22 protein-coding genes are annotated in these 26456 nt (G+C 60.5%); 6 read left to right on the top strand and 16 right to left on the bottom strand.

Features of this window, described 5'->3' with window-relative positions:
• Window positions 1-25 precede the first annotated feature (25 nt).
• The 10 genes from ectB to BM346_RS11705 all read right to left on the bottom strand — a co-directional run bounded on the left by ectB (window position 26) and on the right by BM346_RS11705 (window position 14872).
• Window positions 26-1294, bottom strand: a complete 1269-nt coding sequence (gene ectB / locus BM346_RS11750; RefSeq protein WP_092012565.1) for a diaminobutyrate--2-oxoglutarate transaminase — start codon at window positions 1292-1294, stop codon at window positions 26-28.
• A gap of 172 nt (window positions 1295-1466) precedes the next feature.
• Window positions 1467-1982 carry a diaminobutyrate acetyltransferase gene (gene ectA, locus BM346_RS11745; RefSeq protein WP_092012562.1) on the bottom strand — a complete coding sequence of 172 codons (516 nt, stop codon included), beginning with the start codon at window positions 1980-1982 and terminating at the stop codon, window positions 1467-1469.
• A 137-nt stretch (window positions 1983-2119) separates the two neighbouring features.
• Window positions 2120-3076, bottom strand: a complete 957-nt coding sequence (locus BM346_RS11740) for a metallophosphoesterase family protein (RefSeq protein ID WP_092012559.1) — start codon at window positions 3074-3076, stop codon at window positions 2120-2122.
• Window positions 3073-4482, bottom strand: coding sequence for a sodium:solute symporter family transporter (locus BM346_RS11735; protein WP_092012556.1), 1410 nt, complete (start codon window positions 4480-4482; stop codon window positions 3073-3075). Before BM346_RS11735 ends, BM346_RS11740 begins: the two co-directional genes overlap by 4 nt.
• A gap of 183 nt (window positions 4483-4665) precedes the next feature.
• On the bottom strand, window positions 4666-5622 hold the full coding sequence (locus BM346_RS11730; RefSeq protein WP_092012553.1) for a radical SAM protein: 957 nt from the start codon (window positions 5620-5622) through the stop codon (window positions 4666-4668).
• 49 nt (window positions 5623-5671) lie between these two features.
• Window positions 5672-7870 (bottom strand): FAD-dependent oxidoreductase, encoded by a 2199-nt coding sequence (locus tag BM346_RS11725; RefSeq protein WP_092012550.1) that lies wholly within the window; start codon window positions 7868-7870, stop codon window positions 5672-5674.
• Between the two features lie 197 nt (window positions 7871-8067).
• Entirely contained in the window at window positions 8068-11121 is a 3054-nt protein-coding gene (locus tag BM346_RS11720; protein WP_092012547.1) for an efflux RND transporter permease subunit, read from the bottom strand.
• A complete protein-coding gene (locus BM346_RS11715; protein ID WP_092012545.1) occupies window positions 11121-12224 on the bottom strand; it encodes an efflux RND transporter periplasmic adaptor subunit in 1104 nt (367 codons plus the stop codon). The genes BM346_RS11720 and BM346_RS11715 overlap by 1 nt, the downstream gene beginning before the upstream one ends.
• A 232-nt stretch (window positions 12225-12456) precedes the next feature.
• A complete protein-coding gene (locus BM346_RS11710) occupies window positions 12457-13308 on the bottom strand; it encodes a universal stress protein (protein ID WP_092013663.1) in 852 nt (283 codons plus the stop codon).
• A gap of 76 nt (window positions 13309-13384) precedes the next feature.
• Entirely contained in the window at window positions 13385-14872 is a 1488-nt protein-coding gene (locus tag BM346_RS11705; protein ID WP_092012542.1) for a SulP family inorganic anion transporter, read from the bottom strand.
• A gap of 490 nt (window positions 14873-15362) precedes the next feature.
• On the opposite strand from BM346_RS11705, the gene BM346_RS11700 reads away from it, so the two are divergent.
• A complete protein-coding gene (locus tag BM346_RS11700; RefSeq protein WP_092012539.1) occupies window positions 15363-16061 on the top strand; it encodes an SDR family NAD(P)-dependent oxidoreductase in 699 nt (232 codons plus the stop codon).
• Between the two features lie 154 nt (window positions 16062-16215).
• Window positions 16216-16461 carry an alpha/beta hydrolase family protein gene (locus BM346_RS11695; protein WP_092012537.1) on the top strand — a complete coding sequence of 82 codons (246 nt, stop codon included), beginning with the start codon at window positions 16216-16218 and terminating at the stop codon, window positions 16459-16461.
• Between the two features lie 52 nt (window positions 16462-16513).
• Here BM346_RS11695 and BM346_RS11690 read toward each other — a convergent pair whose 3' ends face one another.
• Window positions 16514-16816: a 2OG-Fe(II) oxygenase gene (locus BM346_RS11690; RefSeq protein ID WP_092012534.1), complete on the bottom strand. Its 303-nt coding sequence runs from the start codon at window positions 16814-16816 to the stop codon at window positions 16514-16516.
• 346 nt (window positions 16817-17162) lie between these two features.
• On the opposite strand from BM346_RS11690, the gene BM346_RS11685 reads away from it, so the two are divergent.
• Window positions 17163-18539: an NAD-dependent succinate-semialdehyde dehydrogenase gene (locus BM346_RS11685; RefSeq protein WP_092012532.1), complete on the top strand. Its 1377-nt coding sequence runs from the start codon at window positions 17163-17165 to the stop codon at window positions 18537-18539.
• Between the two features lie 81 nt (window positions 18540-18620).
• Window positions 18621-19358, top strand: a complete 738-nt coding sequence (locus BM346_RS11680) for an SDR family oxidoreductase (RefSeq protein ID WP_092012529.1) — start codon at window positions 18621-18623, stop codon at window positions 19356-19358.
• Between the two features lie 65 nt (window positions 19359-19423).
• Here the strand turns inward: BM346_RS11680 and BM346_RS11675 are convergent, their stop codons facing one another.
• Window positions 19424-20170 (bottom strand): flavodoxin family protein, encoded by a 747-nt coding sequence (locus BM346_RS11675; RefSeq protein ID WP_092012526.1) that lies wholly within the window; start codon window positions 20168-20170, stop codon window positions 19424-19426.
• Between the two features lie 168 nt (window positions 20171-20338).
• Between BM346_RS11675 and BM346_RS11670 the strand changes: the two genes are divergently transcribed.
• Complete coding sequence (locus tag BM346_RS11670) at window positions 20339-21277, top strand: alpha/beta fold hydrolase (protein ID WP_206675663.1); 939 nt, start codon at window positions 20339-20341, stop codon at window positions 21275-21277.
• Between the two features lie 296 nt (window positions 21278-21573).
• Here the strand turns inward: BM346_RS11670 and merA are convergent, their stop codons facing one another.
• The gene (gene merA, locus BM346_RS11665) at window positions 21574-22977 is read right to left on the bottom strand and encodes a mercury(II) reductase (protein ID WP_092012523.1); all 1404 of its coding nucleotides are present in this window, start codon (window positions 22975-22977) and stop codon (window positions 21574-21576) included.
• A complete protein-coding gene (merF, locus tag BM346_RS11660; protein ID WP_092012520.1) occupies window positions 22970-23227 on the bottom strand; it encodes a mercury resistance system transport protein MerF in 258 nt (85 codons plus the stop codon). Before merF ends, merA begins: the two co-directional genes overlap by 8 nt.
• A 92-nt stretch (window positions 23228-23319) precedes the next feature.
• Here merF and merR point away from each other — a divergent pair, with 92 nt between their 5' ends.
• The gene (merR, locus tag BM346_RS11655) at window positions 23320-23754 is read left to right on the top strand and encodes an Hg(II)-responsive transcriptional regulator (protein WP_092012517.1); all 435 of its coding nucleotides are present in this window, start codon (window positions 23320-23322) and stop codon (window positions 23752-23754) included.
• Window positions 23755-23875: 121 nt separating this feature from the next.
• On the opposite strand, the gene BM346_RS11650 is transcribed toward merR, so the two are convergent.
• The gene (locus BM346_RS11650) at window positions 23876-24745 is read right to left on the bottom strand and encodes an alpha/beta fold hydrolase (RefSeq protein WP_092012513.1); all 870 of its coding nucleotides are present in this window, start codon (window positions 24743-24745) and stop codon (window positions 23876-23878) included.
• A gap of 122 nt (window positions 24746-24867) precedes the next feature.
• Window positions 24868-26043: an ADP-ribosylglycohydrolase family protein gene (locus BM346_RS11645; RefSeq protein ID WP_092012510.1), complete on the bottom strand. Its 1176-nt coding sequence runs from the start codon at window positions 26041-26043 to the stop codon at window positions 24868-24870.
• Window positions 26044-26456: the final 413 nt, after the last annotated feature.

The raw sequence follows: 26456 nt of genomic DNA, 5'->3' as shown, positions 1-26456 counted from the left end.
AGGAGGTCAGAGTGCCACTGGCGCCTTACGACGCCACGCTGATCCCTTCCTGCATGATTTCGTCCACACTCTCAGCCAGAATTCTAGCACCTTTTTTCAGGTCTTCTTCACTGGTGGTCAGTGGCATCAGGCATTTGATGACCTCGTCATTGGGACCGCTGGTCTCGATGATCAGGCCCTTTTCGAAAGCGCGGGCCGTTACCGGGCCGGTGATGTCGGCGTTCTTAGCCTCGATACCACGCATCAGACCGCGGCCCTTGACCCGGAATTCCCCCGGATACTTGTCACAGATCGCCTGCAGGGCGTCCCCAAGGACTTTGGTCTTGGCTTTCACCTCGTTGGCGAAGGCGTCATCCTTCCAGTAGGTCTCCACCGCCGCGCGGGCCGTGACGAAGGCCATGTTGTTGCCCCGGAAGGTGCCGTTGTGCTCGCCGGACTCCCAGATATCCAGTTCCGGCTTGAACAGCACCAGCGCCATGGGAAGACCATAGCCACTGAGGGACTTGGATACAGTAACCATGTCCGGCTTGATACCGGCGAACTCAAAGCTGAAGAACTCGCCCGTGCGGCCATTACCCGCCTGGATGTCATCCAGGATCAGCAGCATGTCGTGCTTCTTGCAGAGTTTCTCGAGGCCCTGCAACCATTCGGCGCGGGCGGCATTGAGCCCACCTTCGCCCTGGACGGCCTCCACGATGACCGCCGCCGGCGTTTCAAAACCGGAGGAGCCGTCGGACAGCACCTTATCCATGATAGCCAGGCTGTCCACGTTCTCACCGAGGTAGCCGTCGTAGAAAAGGAAGTCCACATTGCCCAGCGGCATGCCCACACCACCACGGTGATGCTTGTTGCCGGTGGCAGCCACCGCACCGGTGGTCACACCGTGGAAGCCGTTGGTGAAGGAGATGATACCGGTGCGACCCTTGACCTTGCGGGCAAGCTTCATGGCCGCTTCCACGCAGTTGGTACCGGTCGGGCCGGTGAACTGCATCTTGTAGTCCAGGCCCCGGGGATCGAGGATGTATTTCTTGTAGGACTCAATGAAGTCATGCTTGGCGGTGGTGAACAGATCCAGGCCCTGGCTCACACCGTCCGACTCGATGTAGGTCAGCAACGCCTTTTTCAGGACGTCGTTGTTATGGCCGTAGTTCAGGGAGCCCGCGCCCGCGAGAAAGTCCAGATATTCCTTGCCGTCCTCGGAGTACAGATGCGCATTCTTGGCCCGGTTGAAGATTACCGGAAACGCCCGTGAATAAACGCGTACTTCGGATTCGGTCGACTTGAAGATTTCCATGTGTATGTCTTGCCTCTTAGCATTTTAAGGTTCGAGGGGATGCGGGTACCGGACGGGGTTCGGTCGCGACCGGTACATTCCACAGTGTCAGGGGCTCTGGGGTGGAGGCTCCTCTTATCCTCCACCGGCCCGTTAAAGCAGAATTGATCGTCGGTTCAGTCTTCGCTGGCATTCAGCCTTTGTTGACGAGGGGACCGATACGCAGCAGGAACTCGGAATCGTGCTTGCCGCCAAAGTGCTTCTCTTTCTCGAAGTGCTCGTGAGAGGTCACCTCGGCACCCATGTCCCGGGCAAAGGAGCGGAAAAGCGCCCACGACGCTTCGTTGTCTTCAGTAATGGTGGTTTCCATGTGGGTCACGCCCTTGCAGACATCCCGTGCCACGATGTCCTTGAGCATCCTCTTGGCGAGGCCCTGGCCGCGGCCTTTCTCATGGACCGCTACCTGCCAGACGAACATGGTCTCTGGCTGCTTTGGGGGGATGTATCCTGAGACGAAACCGACCATGTCGCCGTCGATTTCCGCAGCGGCGCCCGTGTCAGCGAAGTGACTGCACTGCAGGAGGTTGCAGTAGATGGAATTGGGATCAAGGGGCGGGCACTCATCCACCAGCTGGTGGAGCCGGAAGCCATCATCCTTTACTGGTTTACGGATGGTGGCGGAAGCAGTATCGGCATCTTTGGCTGTCATATCGACCTCTTCGCTGCAAACGTTAGTGGTGAATTATATAGACCACAAAAGAAAAATCAACCGGAGCGGTCCTGCAGCAGGCGCCAGGCAACGGCGCCGCAACCGCGACGACGCTCCATGATTCAATACTAGGTCAGTTACCGGAATGTTGCAGACGTCGCCAGCAAGTGCCGGCCGCAGAGGCTGGTGCCATTGATAATACGCTGGCGATAGGACAGGGCGGCATCGCTGCCATATGGCCAGAGCTGGTCGAACCGCTGCAGCCATGGGGCCAGGGGGAACACCACCGGTTCCAGAGATGCGTCAACTGGAAGCTCCGAGGGCAGGTGGAAAGCAGCCGGTGACGCCGGTGAGCGGGCGACGCGGGCCACCAGACCAGAGCTTCCCCCTGCCAGATTCCCCATTCCGGCCGACCCGTTGTTGAGAAAGACCCGGGGCCGACCATCCACCGCCAGACTGCGCATTACCGGCAGGCAGGTGTGGGTGCTGATGATGATATCGGCGTCACTCCGGCGGAACCATTCCCCCAGCTGATCGTCGCCATCGTGGCTCAGCACCTCGTGGGACAGCCCCCAGCCCGCCAGGGACTCGGGATCGCCGTGCAGAACAACAACCTTTAGGCCACCAAAGATCAGGCACTGAAAGCGAGGGAGCCGGGCCAGTTGCTCCTGGATATCCGGGTGCCGACCTGCGACCCCCTGGAGCCGTTCCATGATCCGGTTTGAGCGCGCCACAACGGCGTCATCCACGAAATCCGGGTAGGCGCAACCACAGCCCGTATCGTCCCCCGGCCGGGCCAGTTCGTACTCGACGTTACCGGTGATGGCGGAGTGGGACAGTACCCGGGCATTGATGTCCCGGAACAGCTCATCACTGGCATTGAACCAATTGAAGTCGCCGTTGAACAGCAGCCGGACCCGATGGCCCTGTTGCTGCTCCCGCGCAGCCATGGCCTCGATCTCGTCGAGGGCGAACGGGTTGCCGTAGAGACCGCCAACAACATAGAGCACATCGGCATCACAGGGTTCCGGAAACAGCGTGAGTGCTTCCGGCCGGTAGCGATAGTGCAGCGGGCAGCTGCGCCCTTCGCTCATCCCCCGGCCTCGGTAGTGGCCAATCCACGTCCCCGCAGGCGCCGCAACACCAGGGGCACGAAGAAACCGGCGCTGCAGAGAAGAATACCCCAGGCGTTGGTGCCCAGCAGTAAGGCATAGGCCCCTTCACCGATGGCCCAGGACCGGGGGATCAGGCCCAGAGCCAGCAACAGTCCGAGAATCAGCCCGGTCCAGAAGCTCAGGTGGAAACTCCAGGGTGACCAGCGGGTGAAGCCGTAGAACAGGAATACCGGCGCCAGCCCCATCACCATGGTGCCGGAGATCGTGGTGGCCTTGAGAATGTCGGTACCGGCAAACATCGGAAGGTTGCCGAGGATAGCGAAGATGATCATCACCGCGGCCCCAACTTTCATACTCGGCAGTCGCTCCGCTGCCCTTCGGGCCAGCCGGGGCAGGTCCACCGCGATGGACTTGGAGAAGGAGGTAAAGGTGGAGTCGAGGGTTGAGCCTGCCGAGGTCATCATCACCACACTCATCAGGAACAGGGCGGTGAGACCCAAGGCCTGTCCCACCGCCGCGGGCGCGTTGCCGTTGGCGGCGATGCCGTTGATCTGGGCATGCACGCCCACCAGACTGAAGACAAACACCGCCACAAAACCCAGCAGTCCTGCCACCACAAAGCTCTTGAGCATGGTTTTCTCACGATTCACGAAGCCCCGGTCGGTCAGCACCGGGTCGTGGAACGGATAGCTGAACAGCTGTAGCCCCGCCACCAGCAGCAGATCCATACCGGCCTCAAGGCGGAACTCGCCGGTGGTGAGCAGGGTCCTGGGGTCGTTGGCGGGTATGATCAGGAACAGTACCGCCGCAACGAAGAACACGAACACCACTGCCTGGATGACATCCGTGAAGATGGAGCTGCGAAGACCACCCTTCAGGCTGTAGGCCAGGGTGAATGCCGTGAAGACCATGGCCGCGGTGTAATAGGGCCAGTCGCCGGGACTGCCGAAGTACCCTCCCACCACCGCGGTGTTGCTCCAGACCTCATTGTAGAGCCGGATCAGGATGGCGGCGGAAAAACTCAGCGCTGCCAGGCGGCCGAAACGGGAAGTGAGGAACTCCTGGAGGCTGCCGGCGCCGGTCTGGGTGCGGATCAGGTAGATGATGTAACCCGCCACGGGAATGGAGAGCCAGTACGCCGCGTAAGCAAGGCCTCCGGTCACCCCGTAAGCGGCACCAAGATTGGCGGCGTTGGTGACCGATTTGGCGAAGATCCAGCTGATAAAAATGGAGGCGGTCAGCGACCACTGCCCCACCGGCCTGCCCTGATCATCGGCACCCTTGTAAAAAGATTCGGCGTTAAGGCTCTTCGGCGAGAGCGCATACATCACAATGCCGTAAACCACCAGAAAGCCCCAGAACAGGGTGGCTTCTGTGCCTGTCATTTTCATTTTCCTCGTTTTTTATTTGCCACGGACGACACGGACAAAAAGATTGAAAAGCCTAAAAGATCTTTTGTTTTTTGTCCGTGAGTGTCCGTGGCCCATTCGTTTCTTTTTTCCGTGTCTTTCCGTGGTTTCCGTGGCTAATCCGTCTTTTTTCCGCGGATTCCGCGGCAAAACAAGACCTTACTCAGGCGCCCCGCAGCTTGCCCCGAACCGGTAACAGGCAAAGCACCGGTGATGCCGCAGCATGATGCGCTCTTCCATGCTCTCCGCCAGGGTGCCGCCCAGATCGTATTGGGGGTCGTCGTCCACCAGGGTGCAGGCGTAGACCCGGACCTGATCGTTCTTTTTCACCAGCATGCGGGTGTGGGTGCACATGAAGTGGGCGCGGCTTTCCCGGGTGGGATATTTCTCCATGCAGGTTTCGGTGATTTCCGGGCTGCCATCGTCGGAGCCCGGTGTGCCAAGGTCCGGAAAGGCGGTAAATGCCAGGGAGTCGGGAATGCTCCACTCCCTGAGAATGGCCCGGAAGGACGCCTCCACCTGCTCGGGATCTTCCACGGGATCACTCTGGCGGGCGATGGAGACCTTGAAGCCCTGATCCACCAGCCAGCGGATGCCTTCCAGGGCCTTGTCGAAACTGCCCTCGCCCCGGTCCACGTCATGGCGGATGGCATCGGGATAGTCCAGGCTGACCCGGAAGTGGATCGGATGAGCGTTATCCAGCAGCGGCCTGACCTGGTGACGGCGCTTGAGCAGCGGGTCGGTGGCGTTGGTGAGCACAAAGCAGGGGCGGTGCTGGCTCGCGTAATCCAGGATATTGATGAAATCCCGGATCACGAAGGGCTCGCCTCCCGTGAAGGAGAACTGCTCCACCCCCATCTCCAGGGCCTCGTGAATAAAGGGCTTCACGTCGCTGAGTTTCATGCCGGGAATACGCCCATCGCCGGGGTGGGATCCTTCCAGACAGAAGGGGCAGGCAAGGTTGCAGGCGGTACCGGTGTGGATCCAGAGCTCCTTGAGCCGGTCCGGGTCGATGTAGCCGCGGGGCTCACCCGCCCGGGTGTGGGTCCAGCTGTCCCGGGCACGGGGTTCCACCAGTTCGGTGACCGGTATCATCTTTTCTGCAGTCAGGGGCATAGTCGCTCCATGGTTACCAATCTTGTTCTGTCAGACACAGTCAGCGGGATTATGTTACCGACTCACCCTGTTTACGCCGGGAGCGCTCGGATTGACCACCCCCAAGCCGCCACCGGTGAAAACGGGCGAGCCATGCCAGCACACCCTCGGGCGCGTGGGCCCGCTTCCAGCCACCCGCGGCGAACTTGGCGGACTCGTTCCAGGTAGGATAGGGATGAATGGTACCGAGAATCTTGTTGAGTCCGATACCGTGTTTCATGGCCAGGGTGAATTCCGCCAGAATCTCGCCGCCGTGGGTGCCGGCAACGACGGCGCCAAGGATTCGATCCTTGCCGGGCACGGTCAGCACCTTGATGAACCCATGATCCTCGTCTTCGGCGATGGCGCGGTCCAGATCGTCCAGGTCATACCGGGTGACTTCGTAGTCCACGCCCTGCTCCCGGGCCTCATCCTCGCTGAGCCCGACCCGGGCCACTTCGGGCGAGGTAAAGGTCACCCAGGGCAGCACCCGGTAATCGACTCGGAACCGGCGGAACTGTCCGAAAAGACCGTTCACCGCCGCGTACCAGGCCTGGTGGGCGGCGGCATGGGTGAACTGATAGGGGCCTGCAACGTCGCCGCAGGCAAAGATGTTGGGATAGCGCATGCTCAGGTCATCGGCAACCGGCACCGTACCGTTGGCGCGGGGCTCGATGCCCAGGGTCTCTAGGTCAAGGCCCTCGGTGTTACCGGCACGGCCCACCGCGATCAGCACCCGGTCGAAAGGAATGGCGACACGCTCGTCATTGTGCTCACACCAGGCCACCTTCTCGCCGTTGTCCTCTGCGAACTCGACTGCCCGGTGATTGAGCCGCAGGTCAATGCCCTCATCCCGGAACCGCTCCATCAGTAACTCCGACACGTCCGCATCCTCCTTTACCAGGATGCGGTCACCGGTCTCCACCTGGGTCACCCGGGTGCCCAGGCGGGCAAAGGCCTGGGATAACTCACACCCAATCGGACCGCCGCCGATCACCAACAGGCGCTCCGGCTGCTCCTGCAATGACCACAGATTCTCGGAGGTCAGCGGCTCCATTTGCTCCAGGCCCGGAATTGGCGGCACAAAGGGCCTGCCGCCTGTGGCCACAATAATGCTGCGGGCGGTCAGGCGCTCGCGGCCACCGTCGTTGTGGGTTACTTCCACCTCCCATGGGGAGATGAACGCCGCGCTGCCGGCAATGCAGTCCACACCCAGGCTACGGTAGCGCTCCGGGGAGTCGTGGGGCTCCACTTTCTCGATGATGCGTTTCACCCGGCCCATGATGTTGGCGAAGGAACCGGACACCGGCACCGCGTCCAGACCATAGCGATCGGCATGGCGCATGGTATCGGCCGCCTTGGCGCTTTTGATCAGCGCCTTTGAGGGCACACAGCCGGTATTGAGACAGTCGCCCCCCATCCTGTTCCGTTCGATGAGGACCACTTTCGCCTTGACGGCTGCGGCGATATAGGCCGATACCAGACCGGCGGAACCACCACCGATCACCAGCAGGTTGTAATCGAACGAGGAGGGCTTGCTGAAACCCCGGTAAACCCGGCGACGGCGGATAAAGTCCACCACGAACTTGGCAATCAGCGGGAACAGTCCCAGCAGGGCGAAGGACAACAACAGATCCGCGGAGACAACGTCCCCCAGGCTACTGACCCCCGCAAGCTGGGTACCCGCATTCACGTAGACAAAGGTGCCCGGCAGCATCCCCAGCCAGCTCACCAGCGCGTAGGTGCGCAGCTTCATGGCGGTCAGGCCCATGGCCAGATTGATCAGGAAAAAGGGAAACACCGGCACCAGTCGCAGGGTTGCCAGATAGAAGGCGCCGTCTTTCTCGATACCCTCGTCAATACGCCGGACGGTCTTGGCATACTTCCGCTTCAGGGTATCCCGCAACAGGAATCGGGCCACGAGAAAAGCGAGCGTGGCGCCAAGGGTGGAGGCCAGGGAAACCGTCAGCAGTCCCACCAGGTTGCCAAAGAAAGCACCACCCGCCAGGGTCATCACGGTGGCTCCCGGTAACGACAGTGCAGTGACCACCACATACACCAGGGCATACCCGGACACCGCAAGCAGCAGGTTGTCGGCGATCCATTGGTCCAGTTGCGCCTGGTGCTGTTTCAGATTCTCCAGCGTCAACACTTCCGGCCCCCCGAGAAGCAGAAAGGCGCCGACAAGAACCGCGATCAGGACTACGACAATCAGTTTCTTTTTCGACATGATTCGCGCTTTCCAGTGAATAAGAATGACGGATACCAGACACAGGGATCGCCGTACCGTTACAGGGTAGCGTGCAAATGTCCCGAAACGTTAACGGGGTGTCGGTGAAAGCACCCAAGGTGGAGGGAAATACGCAGTGGCAGGGAAAACGCATCAGTAAAAAGGGGGCCGCAGCCCCCCTTATGGATTTTCGACCGTCAGGCGCTCGCCTCCGTTTCCTTCCCGGCGTTGTGGTCCCGGGCCAGCAGAATGTAGAACGCCGGCAAGACAAAGACGGTAAAGAGCGTACCGATGCCGAGCCCCGCACTGATGGTCAGGCCGATGGCGAAGCGGCTCTGGGCACCCGGGCCCATGGCGAGCAGAAGCGGCACCATGGCGAAGATCAGTGCCAGGGAGGTCATGATGATCGGCCGCAGGCGGATGGCGGCCGCTTCCAGTACTGCCTTGCGCTTGTCGTAGCCCCGGTCGACCTGCAACTGGTTGGCAAACTCGACAATCAGGATGCCGTTCTTGGAGACGACGCCGATAAGGGTGATCAGGCCCACCTGGGTGTAGATATTCATGGTGGCAAACCCAAGGACGATAAAGGCCATCGCTCCCGCCACGGACATGGGCACCGATACCAGGATGATGAACGGGTCCCGCCAGCTCTCGAACTGGGCCGCTAGCACCAGATAGATCACCAGCAGCGACAGGAAGAAAGTTACCATCAGGGCGCTGCCCTGGGTCGCCAGTTGTCGAGTCTGCCCGGTGTAATCGTTGCTGAAACCCTGGGGGAAGACCTCCGCGGCGGTCTGCTCCATCCAGGCCATGGCATCACCGTCGGTGACGCCGGGCATCACCACACCCTGCAGGGTCAGGGAGTTGAGCTGGTTGAACTGGGTGCGCTGGGACGGTTCCACATCCCGTTCGAAGCTGACCACGCTGCCCATGGGCACCAGCTCGCCGGTATCCGTGCGAATGTAGTAGTCGTTCAGAGCCTCCGAGCTGGTACGGAAATCCCGCTCCACCTGGGGAATGACCTCATAGGACCGGCCCTCCATGCTGAAGCGGTTGATATAACCCCCACCCAGCATGCTGGAGAGGGACTGCCCCACATCCTGCATCGACAGACCCAGGTCTGCGACCCGGTCACGGTCCACCAGGACCCGTGTCACCGGCCGGTCGAAGTCGATGGATTTCTGGAGGAACATGAAGTTGCCGCTCTGCATGGCCTTGCCCTGGAGTTCGTTGGCCACATCGTTCAGGCGCTCGTAGCTGTCGCCGGTGGTGATCACGAACTGGAAAAGCAGGCCTCCGCCGGAGCCCGGCAGGGAAGGCCGCGGGAATACCGCTGTCTGCAGGCCCGTCACTTTCTTCAGTTCGGCATCGAGCTTGGGCTGGGCCTCGAACTGGGTGATGTCACGGTCGCTCCAGGGGGCCATCTTGAAGCCCCCGAAAACGGTATTGGGCCCGGTAATCCCGATAATCATGAAGTCTTCGTTGTATCCCGGCACCGTGGTCATCCGTTGCTGGATTTCATTTCCCTCTTCCAGCAGGTAATCAAGGGTGGCCGTTTGCGGGCCCTGGCCCTGATAGAACAGGATGCCCTGATCCTCCGTGGGTGCAAGTTCGTTCTGACTCATGGCCACCATGAAGTAAATGGACGCCAGCACCACCAGTGCGAAGAAGATCACCACGGAGATGGTCTGCATCAGGGAGCCCAGAACCCGCTTGTAACCATTGGCCAGTCCGGTGAACGCACTTTCCACTCGGCCCTCGAACCAGCCGGCGTTGCCATGGGGCTTGAGGATCTTGCCGGAGAGCATGGGTGACAGGGTGAGGGCAACGATACCCGAGATCACCACCGTACCCGCCAGCGTAAAGGCAAATTCGGTGAACAGTGAACCAACCAGCCCACCCATGAAGCCGATGGGGGCGTAAACGGCCACCAGGGTGGTGGTCATGGCAATGATGGGGGCCGCCATTTCCCGGGCCCCGTTAAGGGCAGCATCAAACCGGGACTCGCCCTGCTCGATGTGGCGGTGGACGTTTTCCACCATGATAATGGCATCGTCCACCACCAGGCCGATGGCCAGCACCATGGACAAAAGCGTCAGCAGGTTAAGGGAGAATCCCATTATCAGCATCAGGAAGGCGCCGCCGATCAGGGACAGGGGAACCGCCACCGAAGGCACGACCGCGGCCCGTATCGACCCCAGGCACAGGAACACCACCAACAGCACGATGACGAGCGCTTCCAGCAGGGTCTTGATGACCTCGTATATGGAGTCTTCAATGAAGCTGGAAGCGTCATAGGCCAGCTTCACATTCAGGCCGGAGGGCAGCTGTCGCTCGATGTCAGGCAGGTCATCCTTGACCAGGCCGGCCACGGTCAGGGGATTGGCACCGGGCGCCAGTTCGATGGCCACGTAGGTGGCTGGCTGCCCCTTGTAGAGAGCCAACTGATCATAGGTCTGCGAGCCCAGTTCGACCCGCGCGATATCCCGCAGCCGGATGATGGAGCCATCCACTTCCTTCACCACCAGGTCACGGAAGTCTTCCAGATCGCTCACATCGGTGTTGCTGGTCATGCTGATCTCGGTGTACTTGCCCTTGGAGCTGCCAACCGCTGCCTGGTAGTTGTTGCGCAACAGTACGCCGACCACTTCCTGGGGGGTCATGTCCACCGCCGCCAGTCGCTCCGGATCCAGCCAGGCGCGCAGGGCAAACCGCCGGCCCAGCAGGTCGGCCTTACCAACACCGGGAAGGGCCTGCAGCCGAGGCTGCACGACCCGCGTCAGGTAGTCGGTGATCTGGGGTACATCCAGCTCATCACTGTAGAAGGCAATGTACATCAGGGCCGTGGAGTCACCGGTCTCCGAGGTAATGACGGGGTCCTGGGCATTCTGTGGCAGCACGTTCCTCTGGCTGGCCACCTTGGCCTGGATCTCGGCCAGAGCTGCGTTGGCATCGTAGTTCAGCTCCATCTTGGCCTGGATGGTGGACACACCCTGGGAGCTGGTGGATGTCAGGTAATCAATACCGCTGGCCTCCGCTATGGCCTGTTGCAACGGAGTGGTGATAAAGCCCTTGATCAGGTCCGAGCTGGCGCCCGGGTAGGCGGTGGTCACCGTGACCGTGGTGCTTTCCAGCTTCGGGTACTGGCGAATCTCCATTTCCATGGCTGCCCGCGCACCCAGCAGGAGAATCAGCAGGCTGACCACCGTGGCGAGGACCGGCCGGTGGACGAAAATGTCGGTGAAGCGCATCAGTCAGACGCCTCCGCCGATTCATCATCGGATTGCTGGATTTCCACCCGCTGGCCCGCCCTCAGGCGCAACAGCGCCTTGGAGACCACCCGGTCGCCTTCCTCCAGTCCGCTGACAATAGCCACCCGGTCACCCTGAACCTCCCCGGTGGTGACCGAGCGCCGCGTCACGGTCTTCTGCCCCTCATCGTTCTCTTCGATCAGAAACACGTAGTCGCCGTAAGTGTTGTAGGAGATGGCGGTGCGGGGCAGGGTCAGGACGTCCCGCTGGTCCGGCTGCCGGGTCATGACCGTGGAGAACATGCCGGGGCGGAGCTTGCCTTCCGGATTGGGCAGCGTGGCGCGGACGCGAACGGTGCGGCTCTGGGGATTGACCGAGGTGTTGATGGCGGTCACCTCGCCGGTGAAGGTCTCCCCCGGCACTGCCGCCACCGTCGTGGTTACCTGATAACCGATATCGACCCGGGGCAGCTCTTTTTCGGACAGGGTGTAGTCCAGATAGATGGGGTCGAGCATGTTGATCTCGACGATGGGCGTGCCGGTGGCGATGTATTCTCCCTGATCCACCAGCCGCAGCCCGAGGTTGCCGTCGAAGGGTGCCCGTATGACCTTCTTGTTCAGCTGTGCTTCAGCTTCATTGACCCGGGCCCGGGCGGCGTCATAATTGGCCTTGGCCTCATCAAACTGGGACTGGGATACCGCGCGCCGTGGCAACAGGTCTTCCACCCGCTTGAATTCCTGGGCAGCCAGCTGGGCCTCGGCCCGCCGTGTCCGAAGCGCGGCTTCATCGATTTCGGAATCGAGCCTGATCAGCACGTCACCGGTTTCCACCGTATCCCCGGACTCGAACTCGATCTGCTCGATCACCCCCGGCACCTCATTGGCGACCCGAATGCCATTGACCGCCTCAATGCTGCCCACGGCCTTGACGCTTGGGGTCCACTGTTCAAGGGTCGCGGTGGTGGCCGAAACCTCTGCCGGAGGCTGGGGCTGGGACATCTGCTCTTTCATCTGCCCGAACTGGTAGAACTTGTAGCCAAAGATACCCCCGAGCACCAGACCCAGGATGACAATGACCACCAGAAAACGGCGAAACGTGCGCATAATGTGAATCCCTGACAACGACCGAAACCCACTCCCTGGAAAGGCGCGCCGTGGCGCGGCCTGTAGAATGCAAAGCAGGAGGGAGTGACCCTGAACGAAAATTATTTCACTTTATAAGCAAGCGAACCAGTCTTGTTTTCCCGTCTGATTTCTGTACAAAGCGGCGCGCCGCACCCCGGGAGACCGCACTGGCCGCTGCTGCTGGCGGCCACGGCGCCTGATTCCCTCCGGGCTAGCGCAATATAACCAGCGGTTTTTCCGCGGTTCTCAACATGGTGGTGGTGGTGCTGCCCACCAGGAACTGACGGATACGGGAATGGCCGTAGGCCCCCATCACCAGGATGTCGATATCGTGTTCCGCCTGATAGGCATGAAGGGTGGGTTCCACCTCCCCGGCACGAATGGCCAGCTGGATTTCCACTCCCAGCCCTGCCAGCATGGCTTCGGCCTTCTTCAACTGTTCCCAGCGATCGGCGGTATCCGGACCCACCATCACGATGTGTAGGGGCATGCCGGCAAGCACCTGGCTCCCTGCCAGCAGTTCCACGCTCTTGAAGGCCGTGGCACTGCCATCGAAGGCCAGCATGGCGCTTCTGGGCTGGCTGAACTCGTCCGGCACCAGCAGAATCGGCCGGTGCAGGCTCCTGATCGCGGTCTCCAGCTGGCTGCCTATGTGCAGGTCGCGATCCGAACTGCTTTCGCCGTGAAGCCCCATCACCAGCAACCGGGTCTGATCCTCCAGGGCCAGCAGCGACTCCGTAAGGCTGCCATGGCGCTGGCGCTTGACCACCTCGCCGACACCAGCCTCCCGGACCCGCCGTTCAGCTTCATCCAGCATATGATGGCCGTGTTCAAGGGCCAGCCTGCTGCGTTTTTCGTCAAGGTGAGCCAGCTCTTCCAGCAGGTGCTCGCGACTGCCCAGACCGATATTGCCCGCCAGGTCCGGAGCCACCGGATAGCGATCCTCATCCAATACATGCAACAGCATCATGGGGGTGTCCATGTGCTGGCTTGCCCAGGCACTGTAGTCACAAACCGCGGGAGCCGCACGGGAACCATCGATACAGGCCACTACGTGTAACATGTCAGTCTCGCTTTCCAGTCTGTTATGTTTATCTGGAGGATCGGGGTTGACCGGGTTTTCGCCAGCTGTGGTCATTTCAGTGCCCCATCAACTGGTCAACGGCGTCCGGCTTATCGTGCACGCCAAACCTGTCTACGATGGTGGCGCTCGCCTCGTTCAGTCCGATCACTTCCACCTCGGCGCCCTCACGACGGAACTTGATCACCGCCTTATCCAGTGCCGCCACGGCCGTGATGTCCCAGAAATGGGCCCGGCTCAGGTCAATAACCACCTTATCCAGCGCTTCCTTGAAGTCAAAGGATTCCGTGAATTTTTCCGACGAACTGAAGAAAACCTGACCCACCACGCGGTAGGTGCGGGTGTCGGTGTCTTCTTCATATTCGGAGGTGACCGCCATGTAGTGGCCCACCTTGTTGGCAAAGAACAGGGCCGCCAGCAGGACGCCCGCCAATACGCCAAACGCCAGGTTGTGGGTGGCGACAACCACCACCACAGTCACCACCATCACGATGTTCGTGGACAGGGGATGATCCTTGAGGTCCCTGATGGACCCCCAGCTGAAGGTACCGATAGACACCATGATCATGACTGCCACCAGGGCGGCCATGGGTATCTGTACCAGCCACTGGTCCAGTACCAGCACCATGATCAGCAGAAACACACCGGCTGTCAGGGTCGACAGTCGTGTCCGGCCCCCGGATTTAACGTTGATGATGGACTGGCCGATCATGGCGCAGCCCGCCATACCCCCCAGCAGGCCGGAACCGATATTGGCAATGCCCTGCCCCCGGCACTCGCGGTTACGGTCCGAAGTGGTATCGGTCAGGTCGTCCACGATGGTGGCGGTCATCATGGACTCCAGCAGGCCCACCACCGCCAGACCCACGGAGTAGGGCAGGATGATCATCAGGGTTTCCAGGTTCAGGGGCACGTCCGGCCACAGGAAGATGGGCAGAGTGTCCGGCAGATCCCCCATGTCGCCAACGGTGCGAATGTCGAGCCCGAGAATCATGGCCACGGCGGTCAGAACGACAATGCACACCAGGGGCGAGGGAATCAGCCTGCCGATTTTCGGCAGTAGCGGGAACAGGTAAATGATGCCCAGGCCTGTGGCGGTCATGGCGTACACATGCCAGGTGACGTTGGTCAGTTCCGGCAACTGCGCCATGAAGATCAGAATCGCCAGGGCGTTGACAAAACCGGTAACCACCGAACGGGACACAAAACGCATCAGGCCACCCAGCTTCAGGTAGCCGGCCACTATCTGCAACACACCGGTCAGCAGCGTTGCGGCCAGCAGGTATTCCAGGCCGTGATCCTTCACCAGGGTCACCATCAGCAGGGCCATGGCGCCTGTGGCGGCGGAGATCATGCCGGGGCGGCCGCCCACGAAGGCAATGATCACGGCGATGCAGAAGGACGCGTAAAGCCCCACCTTGGGGTCGACACCGGCAATAATGGAGAACGCAATGGCCTCCGGGATCAGGGCCAGGGCCACGACAATACCGGCGAGCACATCGCCACGAATGTTGGAGAGCCAGTTGGCTTTCAGAGAAGTCACCATAGGTTTCGGGTATCCATGCGTTACAACGTAAAAATCGGAAGGCCGGCAGAGCAGACATAGTGGGCGGACGAGTCACGGCTATCGTCCGTCGTCGGGGCACGGCGGAGCATCGCGGCATGTCGGTCCAGGCCGGCAGGAAGGGGGGATCGGAATACTAGGGTGGAGTGATCGTCACGGTGAGCAGCTTGGTTCCGTTGATAAAAGTCAGTTGACTGCGAAAAAGGGGCGCGAAGCTTACCAGAAGCCCGGCCAGAAAGTAAGCGAACCGGCATTGGCGACGGCACACCAAAAGCAATGATCTAAACCTTCATCAGCGAATCCCATCGACATGCACCGTAACGGCCGTTCCCCCAAGTCGCTTGTTGAGGATGTAACAATTAACCTTACATCAGAAGTCCTGGCTCAAGTTGTCAAATCAGAGCGGGAGAACTAGACCTTAGGGACGAGTGCACAGCCATAACAGCCGTCTTTAACCGGCAGGAGGCATCCGATGAGCAAGGTTTGCGTGGTAATTGGTGTGGGCGAAGGCAATGGCGAGGCCCTGGTGCGGCGCTTCAGCGCCGAAGGCTATCAGGTGGCCATGGTGGCCCGCAGCCGGGATTACCTGTCGTCACTCGAGAAGGACATAACGGGCACCCATGCGTTTCCGTGCGATGCGACCGACCCGACGCAGATCGATTCAACGTTCCGGGACATCCGGGAACAGCTGGGGCCGGTCTCGGTGCTGATCTACAACGCCGGCGGCGGCGTTTTCAAAAACGTGGAAGACGCCAGTCTGGAGGATTTCGAAGCGAACTGGCGAGTCAACGTTCTCGGCCTGGCAGCCGCCACCAAGGCGGTACTGCCCCAACTGAGAAAGCACAACCAGGCCGCCATTATGGTGACCAGCGCCTCCGCGGCGACCCGTGGCCGGGCCAATACTGCCCCGTTCGCGTCCGCCAAGGCCGCCCAGCGGAGCCTGGCCCAGTCACTGGCCCGCCAGCTGGGGCCGGAGGGCATCCATGTGGCCAACGTCATCATCGATGGCGTGGTGGATCTGCCCCGCACCCGGGAAATGCTGCCGGACAAGGACGACGACTTCTTCGTGAAACCGGACGCCGTGGCCGATGCCATCTGGCACCTGTGCCAGCAGCACTCCTCCGCCTGGACCTTCGAGCTGGACATCCGGCCCTTCGGAGAAAACTGGTAGCAGGTTCAGCGCATCCCTTGGCATCCGTTCCAGGCGGTCGACGTAGCGAACGGGTGTCCGGTAATGGCTTCGGTTTCTGCCCCTTGCTGCTCCAAGCAGGGCCGGCGAGGCGGAAGTAACCCTGGCCGGTCGTCGGTTCAATGTGAAATCACAAATGCTTGAGGACCTGGAGCGCTGGAACACACCGGATCATATTGGCAAGCTGCGCAAGGCACTGATCATTTTCCACTCGCCTGTCGATCAGGTCGTGGACATAGGGGAGGCGGCCGCAATCTATCAGGCCGCCAGGCATCCCAAGAGCTTCATCTCTCTGGACAATGCCGACCACCTGCTCTCGCAGGCAGCGGATTCGGAATACGTTGCGAATATGCTGGTAGCCTGGTCCAGCCGGTATCTTTAACTCGGCAGCGTTCAACCTCAACCTGCCCGCCGGCGCAAGTCGCTCCGTCGCCTCAGGGTGTGGTCAGAGCAAAACTGAGTAACCACCGGGTCCCCCGCTCAATCCTCGAAACCTGGTGCTGGTAGAGGTCAGGCCGAAACAGGATCAGCCGCCCGAAAAGGTTGAAGATATTTTTCTCACAGGCGAACTCGCCGCCTGATCGGGGCTTGATCAGAAGGCAATTGAGTTTGTACAGGCGGCCTTCGGCAATCATATCCAGATGAGGCACCACTTTGTGGCCTTCCGGGTAACGCACGAGGTAGGTGTTCAGGTACCTGGACCGGAAGAGAACGCGGGTTTTTACTTTCGCTGGCATAGAGCTCGAGTTCCTGACTCTGATTACCTTGAAGTCTGCGGGATTTGCCCGTTAGCGGTCAATGCAGAGCCGGTAAACAGATTTTCCGTGAGCGAGTCGATGAGGACGTACAGCGAAGTTGAGCGCCCGGACAGCCGGGCTACGGCTTTGTGGAAAGCGAAGATGGACCGCTTAAAGAATAACAATCGCCACCCATGCGTTGGTTATCGAACAGACAGACCCTGCCAAGGGTGTGAAAATCGTTCCTCTGCCCTCAACGACGGCCACCAACAGCACCAGCGTCAACGTGGGAAAGAAATGCATGGCATCGCCCTGCATTCACCTATCAGATCCGGAGGGAACGACCATGTCGACAGTCACCACCTTTAATCCCGCGACGGAAAAAGCCATTCAAAGCTACGACGTCATGACGGAAAAGCAGGCCACGGAGCGGCTCGAGGCCTGCCACAGGGCGTTCCTGGAATGGCGCGAACTGACCCACCAGGAGCGGGCCCCCTATCTCAGGAAGATCGGGCAGAAGTTGCGCGATAATGCCGATGAACTGGCCGCCTTGATGACCAATGAAACCGGCAAGCTCCTGAAGGACGGACGGGGTGAAGTCGAGCTCTGTGCGGCACTCTTTGATTACGCCGCTGAAAACGGACCCGGCGAGCTGGCCGATGAGGAACGTGCCCAGGGTCTCAACGGCAAGCGAGGCGTTGTCAGCTATCAGCCCATTGGCGTCATCTATTCGATCCAGCCCTGGAACTTCCCCATCTACCAGCCGGTTCGCGTGCTGGCGGCAAATCTGATGGCAGGCAACGGCTGTGTTCTGAAACACGCCAGCATCTGCACGGGGTCTGGCCTGCGGCTGCGGGAGTTATGCATTGAAGCAGGTCTGCCTGAGGACCTGTTTCAGGTCATCGTGATCGACCACGACACCAGCGACAAGCTGATCGCCCATCCCAAGGTTCGTGGTGTCACACTGACCGGCAGCGATGGTGCCGGGCGGCACGTCGGCGCTGTCGCCGCCAAGGCGCTGAAGAAGACTGTACTCGAACTGGGGTCGAACGACGCCTACCTCGTGCTGGAAGACGCCGACATTGAAACCGCGGTGAAATTTTCGGTCATGGGGCGGCTTTACAACAACGGAGAGACCTGCATTTCCGCCAAGCGGTTCATCGTGACCGACAAGGTCTATGACGCTTTTGTCGAAGCTTTCGTCGCTCAGATGCAGAACATCACCATGGGCGATCCCACAGACAAGAATACCCAGCTTGGCCCGCTTTCAAGCCAGGACCAGTTTGACACGGTCAAGGAGCAGGTGGACGCCAGCGTCGCCAAGGGTGCAAAAATCCTCTGCGGTGGTGAAGTGCCTGACCGCACGGGCGCCTACTATCCCTCCACGGTGCTGGCGGAGCTCGCGCCCGGAATGCCGGCCTACGACGATGAGATCTTCGGGCCTGTCGCGTCGATCATCCGTGCCCGGGACGACGAGGACGCCATGCGCCTGGCTAATGAAAGCCGTTATGGTCTGGGCGGAGGGATATTTTCCAAAGACGAGGAACGTGCCGTGAACCTGGCCCGGGATTACTTCGATACGGGCATGATCCGCATCAACTCGTTCGGGGCCGCTGATCCGAATATGCCCTTTGGCGGGGTCAAGAATTCCGGATACGGACGGGAACACGGCGGCTTTGGCATGAAGGAATTCGTCAACGTAAAGTCGATTTTCCTGCCGTGATCATCCTTTTGTCGGGGTCACACCCGGCTCGGAGCGCTTAACCCGCAGCCCCCAACATTCCATGTTCACAGGAGAAAACCCATGTCAGAGATCAATGGCAAGGTCGTCATCATTACCGGTGCCAGTAGTGGCCTCGGCAAAGCCACTGCCCACCGGCTGGCCAAGGGTGGGGCAAAGCTCGTACTTGCTGCCCGCCGTGAGGAACGCCTTGTGGAGCTGCGTGACGCGATCACGGAGCAGGGTGGTGAAGCGATTTACCAGGTCACAGACGTCACTGACCGCACCCAGCTCGAGTCGCTGGCCAGGGTGGCGAAGGAAACCTATGGTCGCATCGACGTACTGGTCAATAACGCCGGCCTGATGCCACTGTCGCCCCTTGATGAGCTCAAGGTCGACGAGTGGGACCAGATGATCGACGTCAACATCAGGGGCGTGCTCTACGGCATCGCCGCGGTGCTGCCCGCCATGCGCGAGCAGCATGTTGGCCACATCATCAATCTGTCGTCGGTCGCTGGGCATAAGGTCTTTCCCGCATCTGCAGTCTACTCTGCAACCAAATATGCGGTGAGGGCGATCTCTGAAGGCCTTCGCCAGGAAGGTGACGGCGAAATCCGCTCTACCAATATCTCGCCGGGAGCCGTAGCGACTGAGCTGACCAGTAAAATCAGCGACCCCGATACTGCCAAAGGTGTGGACGAGATGTACGAGAACGCCATCGATGCCGATGCGATTGCGCGGGCGATTACTTACGCCATCGAACAGCCGGCGGAGGTCGATGTCAACGAGATCATCATCCGGCCTACCAAACAGCCGCTCTGACCGGGCAGGCCTTCAGACGCTTGACTGTAAAATCGCTGGCGGTTTCCGCCATGTTGGCCCCGACTTTAGCTTCGGCGTTCGGGGTTTTCGTAATCGAACCGGCAACCGGCGGACCAGGCTTTGCGATCATTGCCGTGGTTGGGGAGGCCTCCGGCGTCCTTCAACATCCGCGCCACATGCAGGAGATTCCAGGTCATGACCGTCGTATTCTGCTGCGTGAATTCGTTGTCGAGGCCAGCGCCATCGTCGCCATAGCCGGGGCCCGGGCCAGCCTCGCCAAGCCAGCCGCAGTCGGCTTGCGGCGGGATCATGTAGCCCAGGTGCGAGAGCGAATAGAGCACATTCATTGCAACATGCTTGGCGCCATCCTCATTGCCGGTGACCACAACGCCCCCGACCCTGCCGTAAAAGAGGGACTGTCCCTTGTCGTTCAGAAGCCCCGACATGGCGTACAGGCGTTCAATCACCAGACGGCAGACCGAGGATTGCTCGCCCAGCCAGATCGGCGAGCCAATCACCAGAATATCGGCGGCCTCGATCCGCTGCCACAGGTCGGGCCAGTCGTCATGCTCACAGCCATGCTCGCGCATGTCGGGCTGTACGCCGAAAGCGATGCGATGGGCGGTGGCGCGTATGTCATCGACGACAACGCCGTTCCGGCGCATGATCCCGGCGGATGCGCCCATCAGCAGGGCGGTGTGGGACGGCTTGTCGGGATGCTGCAGGGTACAATTGACGTAAACGGCCCGGAGATCTGAAAAATCGGTCTCGTTCCGGTCGCAAAGCGTGGTCTGTTTTTCATTCGATTCCATCCGTATTCCTCCGTTTGACAGGGTCTCGTCTTCGGGTTTCGCTGTCCGCTCATTGCCTAAAAAAAGCTCGCGTACCCTGGCGATGTCGAACCAGCGGTCACGACTCTCCAGATTGGACTCGCCTTAGCCGACCGTGTCGGTACGTTACCAAACAGACCATTGGGTGATATGGCGTTAGCCTTTTTTATCGCCGACATTCGTGAAACAGGAGCAGTGATGTCACACGTGGGCAGAAAACCCCTGATGACTTGCACACTAGAGCGACTCGGTTCCGGCGCGGGACCGGGAAAGGCACCGACGCTGAATTTCATTCGACAGGGCGCAGGCCCGCCCCTTCTCCTCGTGCACGGCCTCGGCGGCTCGTGGCGATCCTGGACCACGATCCTTCCCGCGCTTTCCGAAGCGCGCGAGGTTGTGGCCCTGGACCTGCCGGGGCATGGCAAAACGCCGGCGGTTGCCGACAGCGGCACGTTTAGGGGGCTCGCCGACAGCGTCGATGCCTTCATCACCGAACAGGGCCTTGACGGCATCGACATCGTCGGCAGCTCGCTCGGCGCAAGGATCGTGCTCGAGATGGCGCGCCGCGGCAAGGTCGGCGCAACGGTCGCCCTCGATCCGGGCGGATTCTGGCAAGGCTGGGAAAGAAAGTATTTCCGCGCCACCCTCACAGCGTCGATCCGGTTCCTTCGCGGCCTTGGGCCAGCACTGCCGGCCCTCTCCCGGTCTGCCGCGACCCGCAGCATGCTGCTGGCGCAGCTGTCAGCACGGCCCTGGAAGCTGGACGGCAATACAGTGGCGACCGAACTGAAGAGCTTTACCGCGACGAAGACCTTTAATGCGCTCGTGCGCGACCTCGCCACGGCGCCGGCACAGGAGGGACCGGCGGCAAAGACATCCCGCCCCCTTGTCATCGGATGGGGGCGCCAGGATCGCCTGTGTCTGCCGCGCCAGGCCGCCAGAGCGAAAGCGGCGTTTCCATCCGCCAGGCTGCACTGGTTCGGCACATGCGGTCATTTCCCGATGTGGGATCGGCCCGAAGAGACCGTGCGGCTCATCCTTCAGGAAACCGAAAACCAGGACACCCACGCCCACGATTCTCTTGGCTAAATCAGGCCCGTCCCGATGTGCTGGGAGGCTGAATTTGGCAGTACGAAGACACTCCTGTCCTGAGGAGACGCGATTATTCCGCGCCTCTTCCTGACTTGGATGCTGCACCGGCAGGGTCTGGGAGGGTTCTCGTGAGAATTGGTCTATTGGTGAGGTGATTAGCCCGGCATCTGTGAAGTCAGAACCTGGACCAGTTCCCGGATGTCCTCCGAGCGATCGAGGCCATCCAGGAATCGCTGCGGAATACCCGTAAGGCCCACTTGCGCACCTACCAGCGCCCACCACAAAGATATCGTTCATCCCGCGCAACAGGATAATTGGCTTACATCTTTGGTGAAGGTCTGTGCGCAGAGTTTGAGGCCTTCCACCATGGTCAGGTAAGGAAACAGTTCATCACCGATTTCCTGCACGGTCATACCTGACCGCAGCGCCATCACCGCCGTCTGGATCAGTTCACCGGCTTCTGCCGTGACCGCCTGCACCCCAAGCAAGCACCCGGAATCGCGCTCGGCGACCATCTTGATAAAGCCGTGGGTGTCGAAGTTGACCAGCGCGCGCGGCACGTTCTCAAGTTCCAGCACACGGGTATCCACGTTAAAGCCTTGCTCAAGCGACTCGGCTTCCGTCAGGCCAGCGGTGGCCACCTGCGGGTCGGTAAACATCACCCCTGGCATGGCACTGAGGTCCAGGGTGGCTCCGCCTCCCGCCATGTTAATGGCGGCCCGACTGCCCCCGGCGGCGGCGACATAGACAAACTGCGGCTGATCGGTGCAATCACCGGCAGCATAGACACCGGGGACGGTGGTTTGCAGCTGCCCATCCACTTGGATCGCACCATTGGAGGTTTCCACGCCGATCCTCTCCAGGTTCAGGGCTTCGGTATTGGGTGTTCGGCCGGCGGCCACCAGCAGTTGATCCGCCCGCAAGGTGCCGGCATTGGTGTGGACGGTGAACTCATTGTCGCTATAGTCCGCGCGGCTGGCCTGGGTCTGCCTGAGCACCTTGATGCCCTCACGCTTGAACGCTGCCTCCATGGCGTCACCGATAGCGGGGTCTTCACTGGACAGCAAACGGCTGCGGGCCAACACGGTGACCTCGCTACCCAGCCTGGCGAAGGCCTGAGCCAACTCCAGGGCGACGAAACCCGCACCGATCACAATCAACCGTTCGGGTACTGTATCCAGTACCAACGCACTGGTGGAGGTCAGGTAGGGCGTATCGGCCAGCCCCGGTATCGGCGGCTCTGCCGGGCGGGCGCCAGTGCCAATAAAGGCGCGATCAAAGTGAACAGTCTGCTCACCGCCATCGTTCAGCCTGACCGTCAGATTATGAGCATCGACAAACCGGGCATCACCTTTCAGGACGGTGATGGCTGTGTGGTCGTGCAATATGCTTTCGTACTTGTTATTACGAAGCTCCTCGACACGTGCCTGCTGCTGTCGAATCAGTTTCACCCGGTCCACCACGGGGGGCTGAGCGCTTACCCCCTCGTCAAAGGAGCTCTCCTTGCGCAGGTGCGCAATATGCGCGGCGCGAATCGTGATCTTCGAGGGCACGCAGCCGGTATTCACGCAGGTACCGCCGATGGTGCCGCGTTCGATCAGGGTGATGCGGGCACCGCGCTCGGCCGCTTTCAGGGCGGCCGCCATCGCTGCGCCACCGCTGCCGATGACGGCTATGTGCAGGCTGTTATCACTCATGAACGGAACTCCCTGAATCTGTAGAGGCTTTCTCACAGTAGGCGTCGTACGGCTTTTTCTGCCATAGCGCATAGAGGGTCAGGCCAATGAAGAAAGCCAGCGCTGGAAGCAGCAGATAGTCGAGGTAGCCCGTCATGGCAGCCAGGCCCACGGTGCTCAGCAGGATCACCAGGATTGGCGTGAAGCAGCACAACGCCACCAGGACGGTGCCAATCACGCTCACGCGCAGCAGGGTCTTAGGGTTCTTCAACAGGAACTCTCCTTTTGAGGAAATGGAGCCGAAGCATTAAGACGCGCGTTGAGATAAGATTACTTCCGTAGTCAGCTACGGAGTCAAGGCGTATGCCAGTTAACGCGAATTCACTGACCATCGGTGGCCTGGCAAAGGCGACCAACGTTCATATCGAGACGATCCGCTACTACCAGCGACGAGGGCTGTTACGGGAACCCCAACGTCCTCCAGGGGGTGTCCGACGCTATGGTTCCGCCGATATCGCCCGGTTGACGTTCGTGAAAACGGCGCAGCAGTTGGGATTCAGTCTCGATGACATCAGCGACCTGCTCAGGCTTGAAGACGGCACCCACTGCCAGGAAGCCAGCGCTCTGGCCGAGCACAAGTTGCGGGACGTGCGTGAAAAAATCGACAGGCTGGAGAAAATCGAGAAGGTGCTGGGTGAAATGGTCAAGCGATGCCACGCCCATCAAGGCGACATCAGCTGCCCGTTGATTGCGTCCTTACATGAAGGAATCACCGGGACAATGACTCGCGTCCCCTGACACAGGTTTTGCGGCTGTCAGAGCCCGCAGGGCGGGCCTGTGTGGACGTTGGGGCTGCGTTGCACTCGCCTGAACTGGCTTTGGCGGGGATCTGCGGAATCGGCAAGAATCACCAGCCACGTCAGACACCACTGGCAATGTCGTTATCACCACCGGCGCCCGTAGTGCTCTCGGCGTCGGCGGCGTCTGCCATGAGCTGGTTAATGCCGTTAGCAATGATCTCCGGATGATCCTCTGGCGTGAAGTGTTTCCCGCCTTCGATCCGCTGCAACGGCGCAGAAAGGTCGTGCGCAAAGCGTTCGCCGTATTCCATTTTCTGGAACTGATCCGCCGCGCCCCAGACAATACGGGCGGGTATTCCCAGCCCGGGTAGATCACCTGCAACTGCCATCGTATCTTGCACGTCAAGGGAATTCGCCTGCCGGACAAAGGCGGCCGCGCCATCATGTTTCCTGTAATGGGGCCAGTGCGCTTCGAAGGCTTCCTTTGCCCGCGTGCTGTCGTCGTGCCCTCGCTGAAGGAAAGTCCGGATCACCTGCTTGAACGCGAGATCGGGCAAATGCCGAAGTAGCGGTCCGCCCATGCGCATAGCCTTCACGCTCGGGATTGGCCAGGAATCGTAGCCAATCGCGTTGGTCAGAAAGAGGCCACGACACAACCCGGAGTACCGGACAGCCGCAATCTGGGCGACTCCCCCGCCAAGATCATGGCCGACGAGAATCGCCTGCTCGATTCCCAGATGTTCAAGCCAGCTCGCGAGATAATCCGCCTGGCGACCTACGGATATGTCCCGATCACGACCCTCTGGAATAGACTCGCCATAACCGACCATTTCCCAGGCAAGGCAGCGTGCCTTGGGAATTCGGGGCGCAACATGCCGCCATAGGGCGGGGGATGTGGGAATCCCGTGGATAAGAACAACTGGCGTGCCCTCGCCGGTCTCCTCCCACCTCATGGTAATTCCGTCCACAATTGCCGTCTTGCTGATCATTGGATACCTCCGGAATCGCCGAGCGATCACCCTAGCGTCACATAGTGTTAGACATGACGATCACCGTGTCAGTACGTTGCCGCACAGATCATTCGCCGGCGCCCACCCCGGCCCCTTCCGGGTCAGTCCTCCGCTACCAGGTTCTCGATATCAGAAAAAATGGCAGCCGCATCGTTCACTTGCGCCAGCCAGCTCAATGGAATACCCCGCACGCCTCCCGCGCCATGGATGGCGGCCATTGCCGGGCCGATGATCCAGGCCCGGCCGCAAGAGTCCCCGCCGCACAGGATGTTGGCCCGAACCGCCTCGGCGAATGATTCGGCATGGGTCAGAATATGGACGATCACCGGCACCGCCTCGTGAAGATAGCAGGTACGCCCGAACTGGTCCCCCACGGTGACCGGGTTCAGCGGAGCCAGCTGCTGTGCCCGACGGATGGCCTCCCGGTCCGGCGCTTCCGGCCCGGCCTTTTCCAGAGCCGTCTCAATGCCCTCTCCCTGAAAGAGTGCGGCCAACAGACGGGTGCAGTACCTTGCCCAGGCCACTGCACGGTCGTTATGGTTGGTGACACGGACAGCAGATTCCACGACTTCCATCAGTTCCGGATCGTCCAGATAGCAGGCAACCAGCGGCGGTAGCTTGGAAACCGCCGGTAACTGCTGGTCATCGGCCCCGCTGTCAGCCCGCAGATGCCGATCTATGGCCAGAGCAAGCTGGACGCCGGCTTCCTGCACGTCTTCTTCCGTATAGGTCAGGCTGATGGCCCGACGGATGGGGTCAGCCAGGCTGTCACCGCTCATGCGGCGGGTGTAGGGGAGCACCTTCTGCACCAGAATCCGGCGTTGCTCTTCGTTGAGGGATGAGCCCGCATCTGACAGGCCCTGGTCGATGGCCTCCTGCTCAATCCTGTCCAGATTGGCCAGGGTGATGCGGGTCGGGTTGTCGATATAGCCGCACCAGCCACCACCCGGGCCGAAATAGTCACGGAAACGGCGCTGGTAGTCCCGCACGCCAAAACGCCCTTCCCGGAACAGGAGGCTTTCGGTCAGTACTGCGGTTGCCGCCCCGTAATGGCTGACATCGCCCACTACTTTGCCTTCATGGGCGAAATAGCCTACGCCATGCGCGTAATATTCGGCTTTGGGTGGCAGGAATTCCGGCGCCGACCCGCCCACTTCCGCGATGCGCTGGCTGCTGTATACCCAGTGCAGGCCCAGGGCAGCGGCGTCGGCCACCCAGCCACCTGCCAGAGCGTTTACAAGACGGGCCTGTTGCGATGTGGATGGTTTGCTGGTCATGACAGTCCTCCTCCGGATCCTGATGCCTGTTGATGCAGTAAATGGGCGCTCAGTCTGCTGGCGACGATTCCACCTGGCCGGCGAACCATGACCTTCCCGTCGGGTGGCAACCAACGGGGAAACCTCCGCCCCCGGACACCTGAGATGGTCTTAACAGGATAGCGGAGACTTGCCGGCCGGCAATCACAGAAAAGGCCGAATACTCCATCGTTCCAGCTTACCGATGTGGCTAAGATCTTCCGTCTGCTATGATTTGAGCATTCACTCAAAATTAATCCGAACGCTGGAACCGATGGCCCGTCGTACCGTCAAAAGGACTGTCACTGCCGTCATGGACGGACTGAAAAAACTCCCGGCACCAACTCGTTCTCCGGTAATGGTGGATACTGGTGATTGGGGTTTCGCAATGCAGC

Source organism: Marinobacter daqiaonensis (assembly GCF_900115285.1).
In the GTDB taxonomy this organism is placed as follows: domain Bacteria; phylum Pseudomonadota; class Gammaproteobacteria; order Pseudomonadales; family Oleiphilaceae; genus Marinobacter; species Marinobacter daqiaonensis.
Note: the sequence above shows the minus strand (reverse complement) of the source record. Positions and strands in the feature narration are given on the sequence as shown.

Excerpts from the sequence above, each read along its gene's own strand:
- BM346_RS11690 (WP_092012534.1), bottom strand. The coding sequence starts at position 16,816 with ATGCCAGCGAAAGTAAAAACCCGCGTTCTCTTCCGGTCCAGGTACCTG.
- ectB (WP_092012565.1), bottom strand. The coding sequence starts at position 1,294 with ATGGAAATCTTCAAGTCGACCGAATCCGAAGTACGCGTTTATTCACGG.
- merA (WP_092012523.1), bottom strand. The coding sequence starts at position 22,977 with ATGAGTGATAACAGCCTGCACATAGCCGTCATCGGCAGCGGTGGCGCA.
- BM346_RS11645 (WP_092012510.1), bottom strand. The coding sequence starts at position 26,043 with ATGACCAGCAAACCATCCACATCGCAACAGGCCCGTCTTGTAAACGCT.
- BM346_RS11730 (WP_092012553.1), bottom strand. The coding sequence starts at position 5,622 with ATGCCCCTGACTGCAGAAAAGATGATACCGGTCACCGAACTGGTGGAA.
- BM346_RS11680 (WP_092012529.1), top strand. The coding sequence starts at position 18,621 with ATGTCAGAGATCAATGGCAAGGTCGTCATCATTACCGGTGCCAGTAGT.
- BM346_RS11650 (WP_092012513.1), bottom strand. The coding sequence starts at position 24,745 with ATGATCAGCAAGACGGCAATTGTGGACGGAATTACCATGAGGTGGGAG.
- BM346_RS11685 (WP_092012532.1), top strand. The coding sequence starts at position 17,163 with ATGTCGACAGTCACCACCTTTAATCCCGCGACGGAAAAAGCCATTCAA.
- BM346_RS11720 (WP_092012547.1), bottom strand. The coding sequence starts at position 11,121 with ATGCGCTTCACCGACATTTTCGTCCACCGGCCGGTCCTCGCCACGGTG.
- BM346_RS11695 (WP_092012537.1), top strand. The coding sequence starts at position 16,216 with ATGCTTGAGGACCTGGAGCGCTGGAACACACCGGATCATATTGGCAAG.
- BM346_RS11705 (WP_092012542.1), bottom strand. The coding sequence starts at position 14,872 with ATGGTGACTTCTCTGAAAGCCAACTGGCTCTCCAACATTCGTGGCGAT.
- BM346_RS11715 (WP_092012545.1), bottom strand. The coding sequence starts at position 12,224 with ATGCGCACGTTTCGCCGTTTTCTGGTGGTCATTGTCATCCTGGGTCTG.
- BM346_RS11710 (WP_092013663.1), bottom strand. The coding sequence starts at position 13,308 with ATGTTACACGTAGTGGCCTGTATCGATGGTTCCCGTGCGGCTCCCGCG.
- BM346_RS11670 (WP_206675663.1), top strand. The coding sequence starts at position 20,339 with ATGGCGTTAGCCTTTTTTATCGCCGACATTCGTGAAACAGGAGCAGTG.
- BM346_RS11700 (WP_092012539.1), top strand. The coding sequence starts at position 15,363 with ATGAGCAAGGTTTGCGTGGTAATTGGTGTGGGCGAAGGCAATGGCGAG.
- ectA (WP_092012562.1), bottom strand. The coding sequence starts at position 1,982 with ATGACAGCCAAAGATGCCGATACTGCTTCCGCCACCATCCGTAAACCA.
- BM346_RS11675 (WP_092012526.1), bottom strand. The coding sequence starts at position 20,170 with ATGGAATCGAATGAAAAACAGACCACGCTTTGCGACCGGAACGAGACC.
- BM346_RS11735 (WP_092012556.1), bottom strand. The coding sequence starts at position 4,482 with ATGACAGGCACAGAAGCCACCCTGTTCTGGGGCTTTCTGGTGGTTTAC.
- BM346_RS11725 (WP_092012550.1), bottom strand. The coding sequence starts at position 7,870 with ATGTCGAAAAAGAAACTGATTGTCGTAGTCCTGATCGCGGTTCTTGTC.
- merR (WP_092012517.1), top strand. The coding sequence starts at position 23,320 with ATGCCAGTTAACGCGAATTCACTGACCATCGGTGGCCTGGCAAAGGCG.
- BM346_RS11740 (WP_092012559.1), bottom strand. The coding sequence starts at position 3,076 with ATGAGCGAAGGGCGCAGCTGCCCGCTGCACTATCGCTACCGGCCGGAA.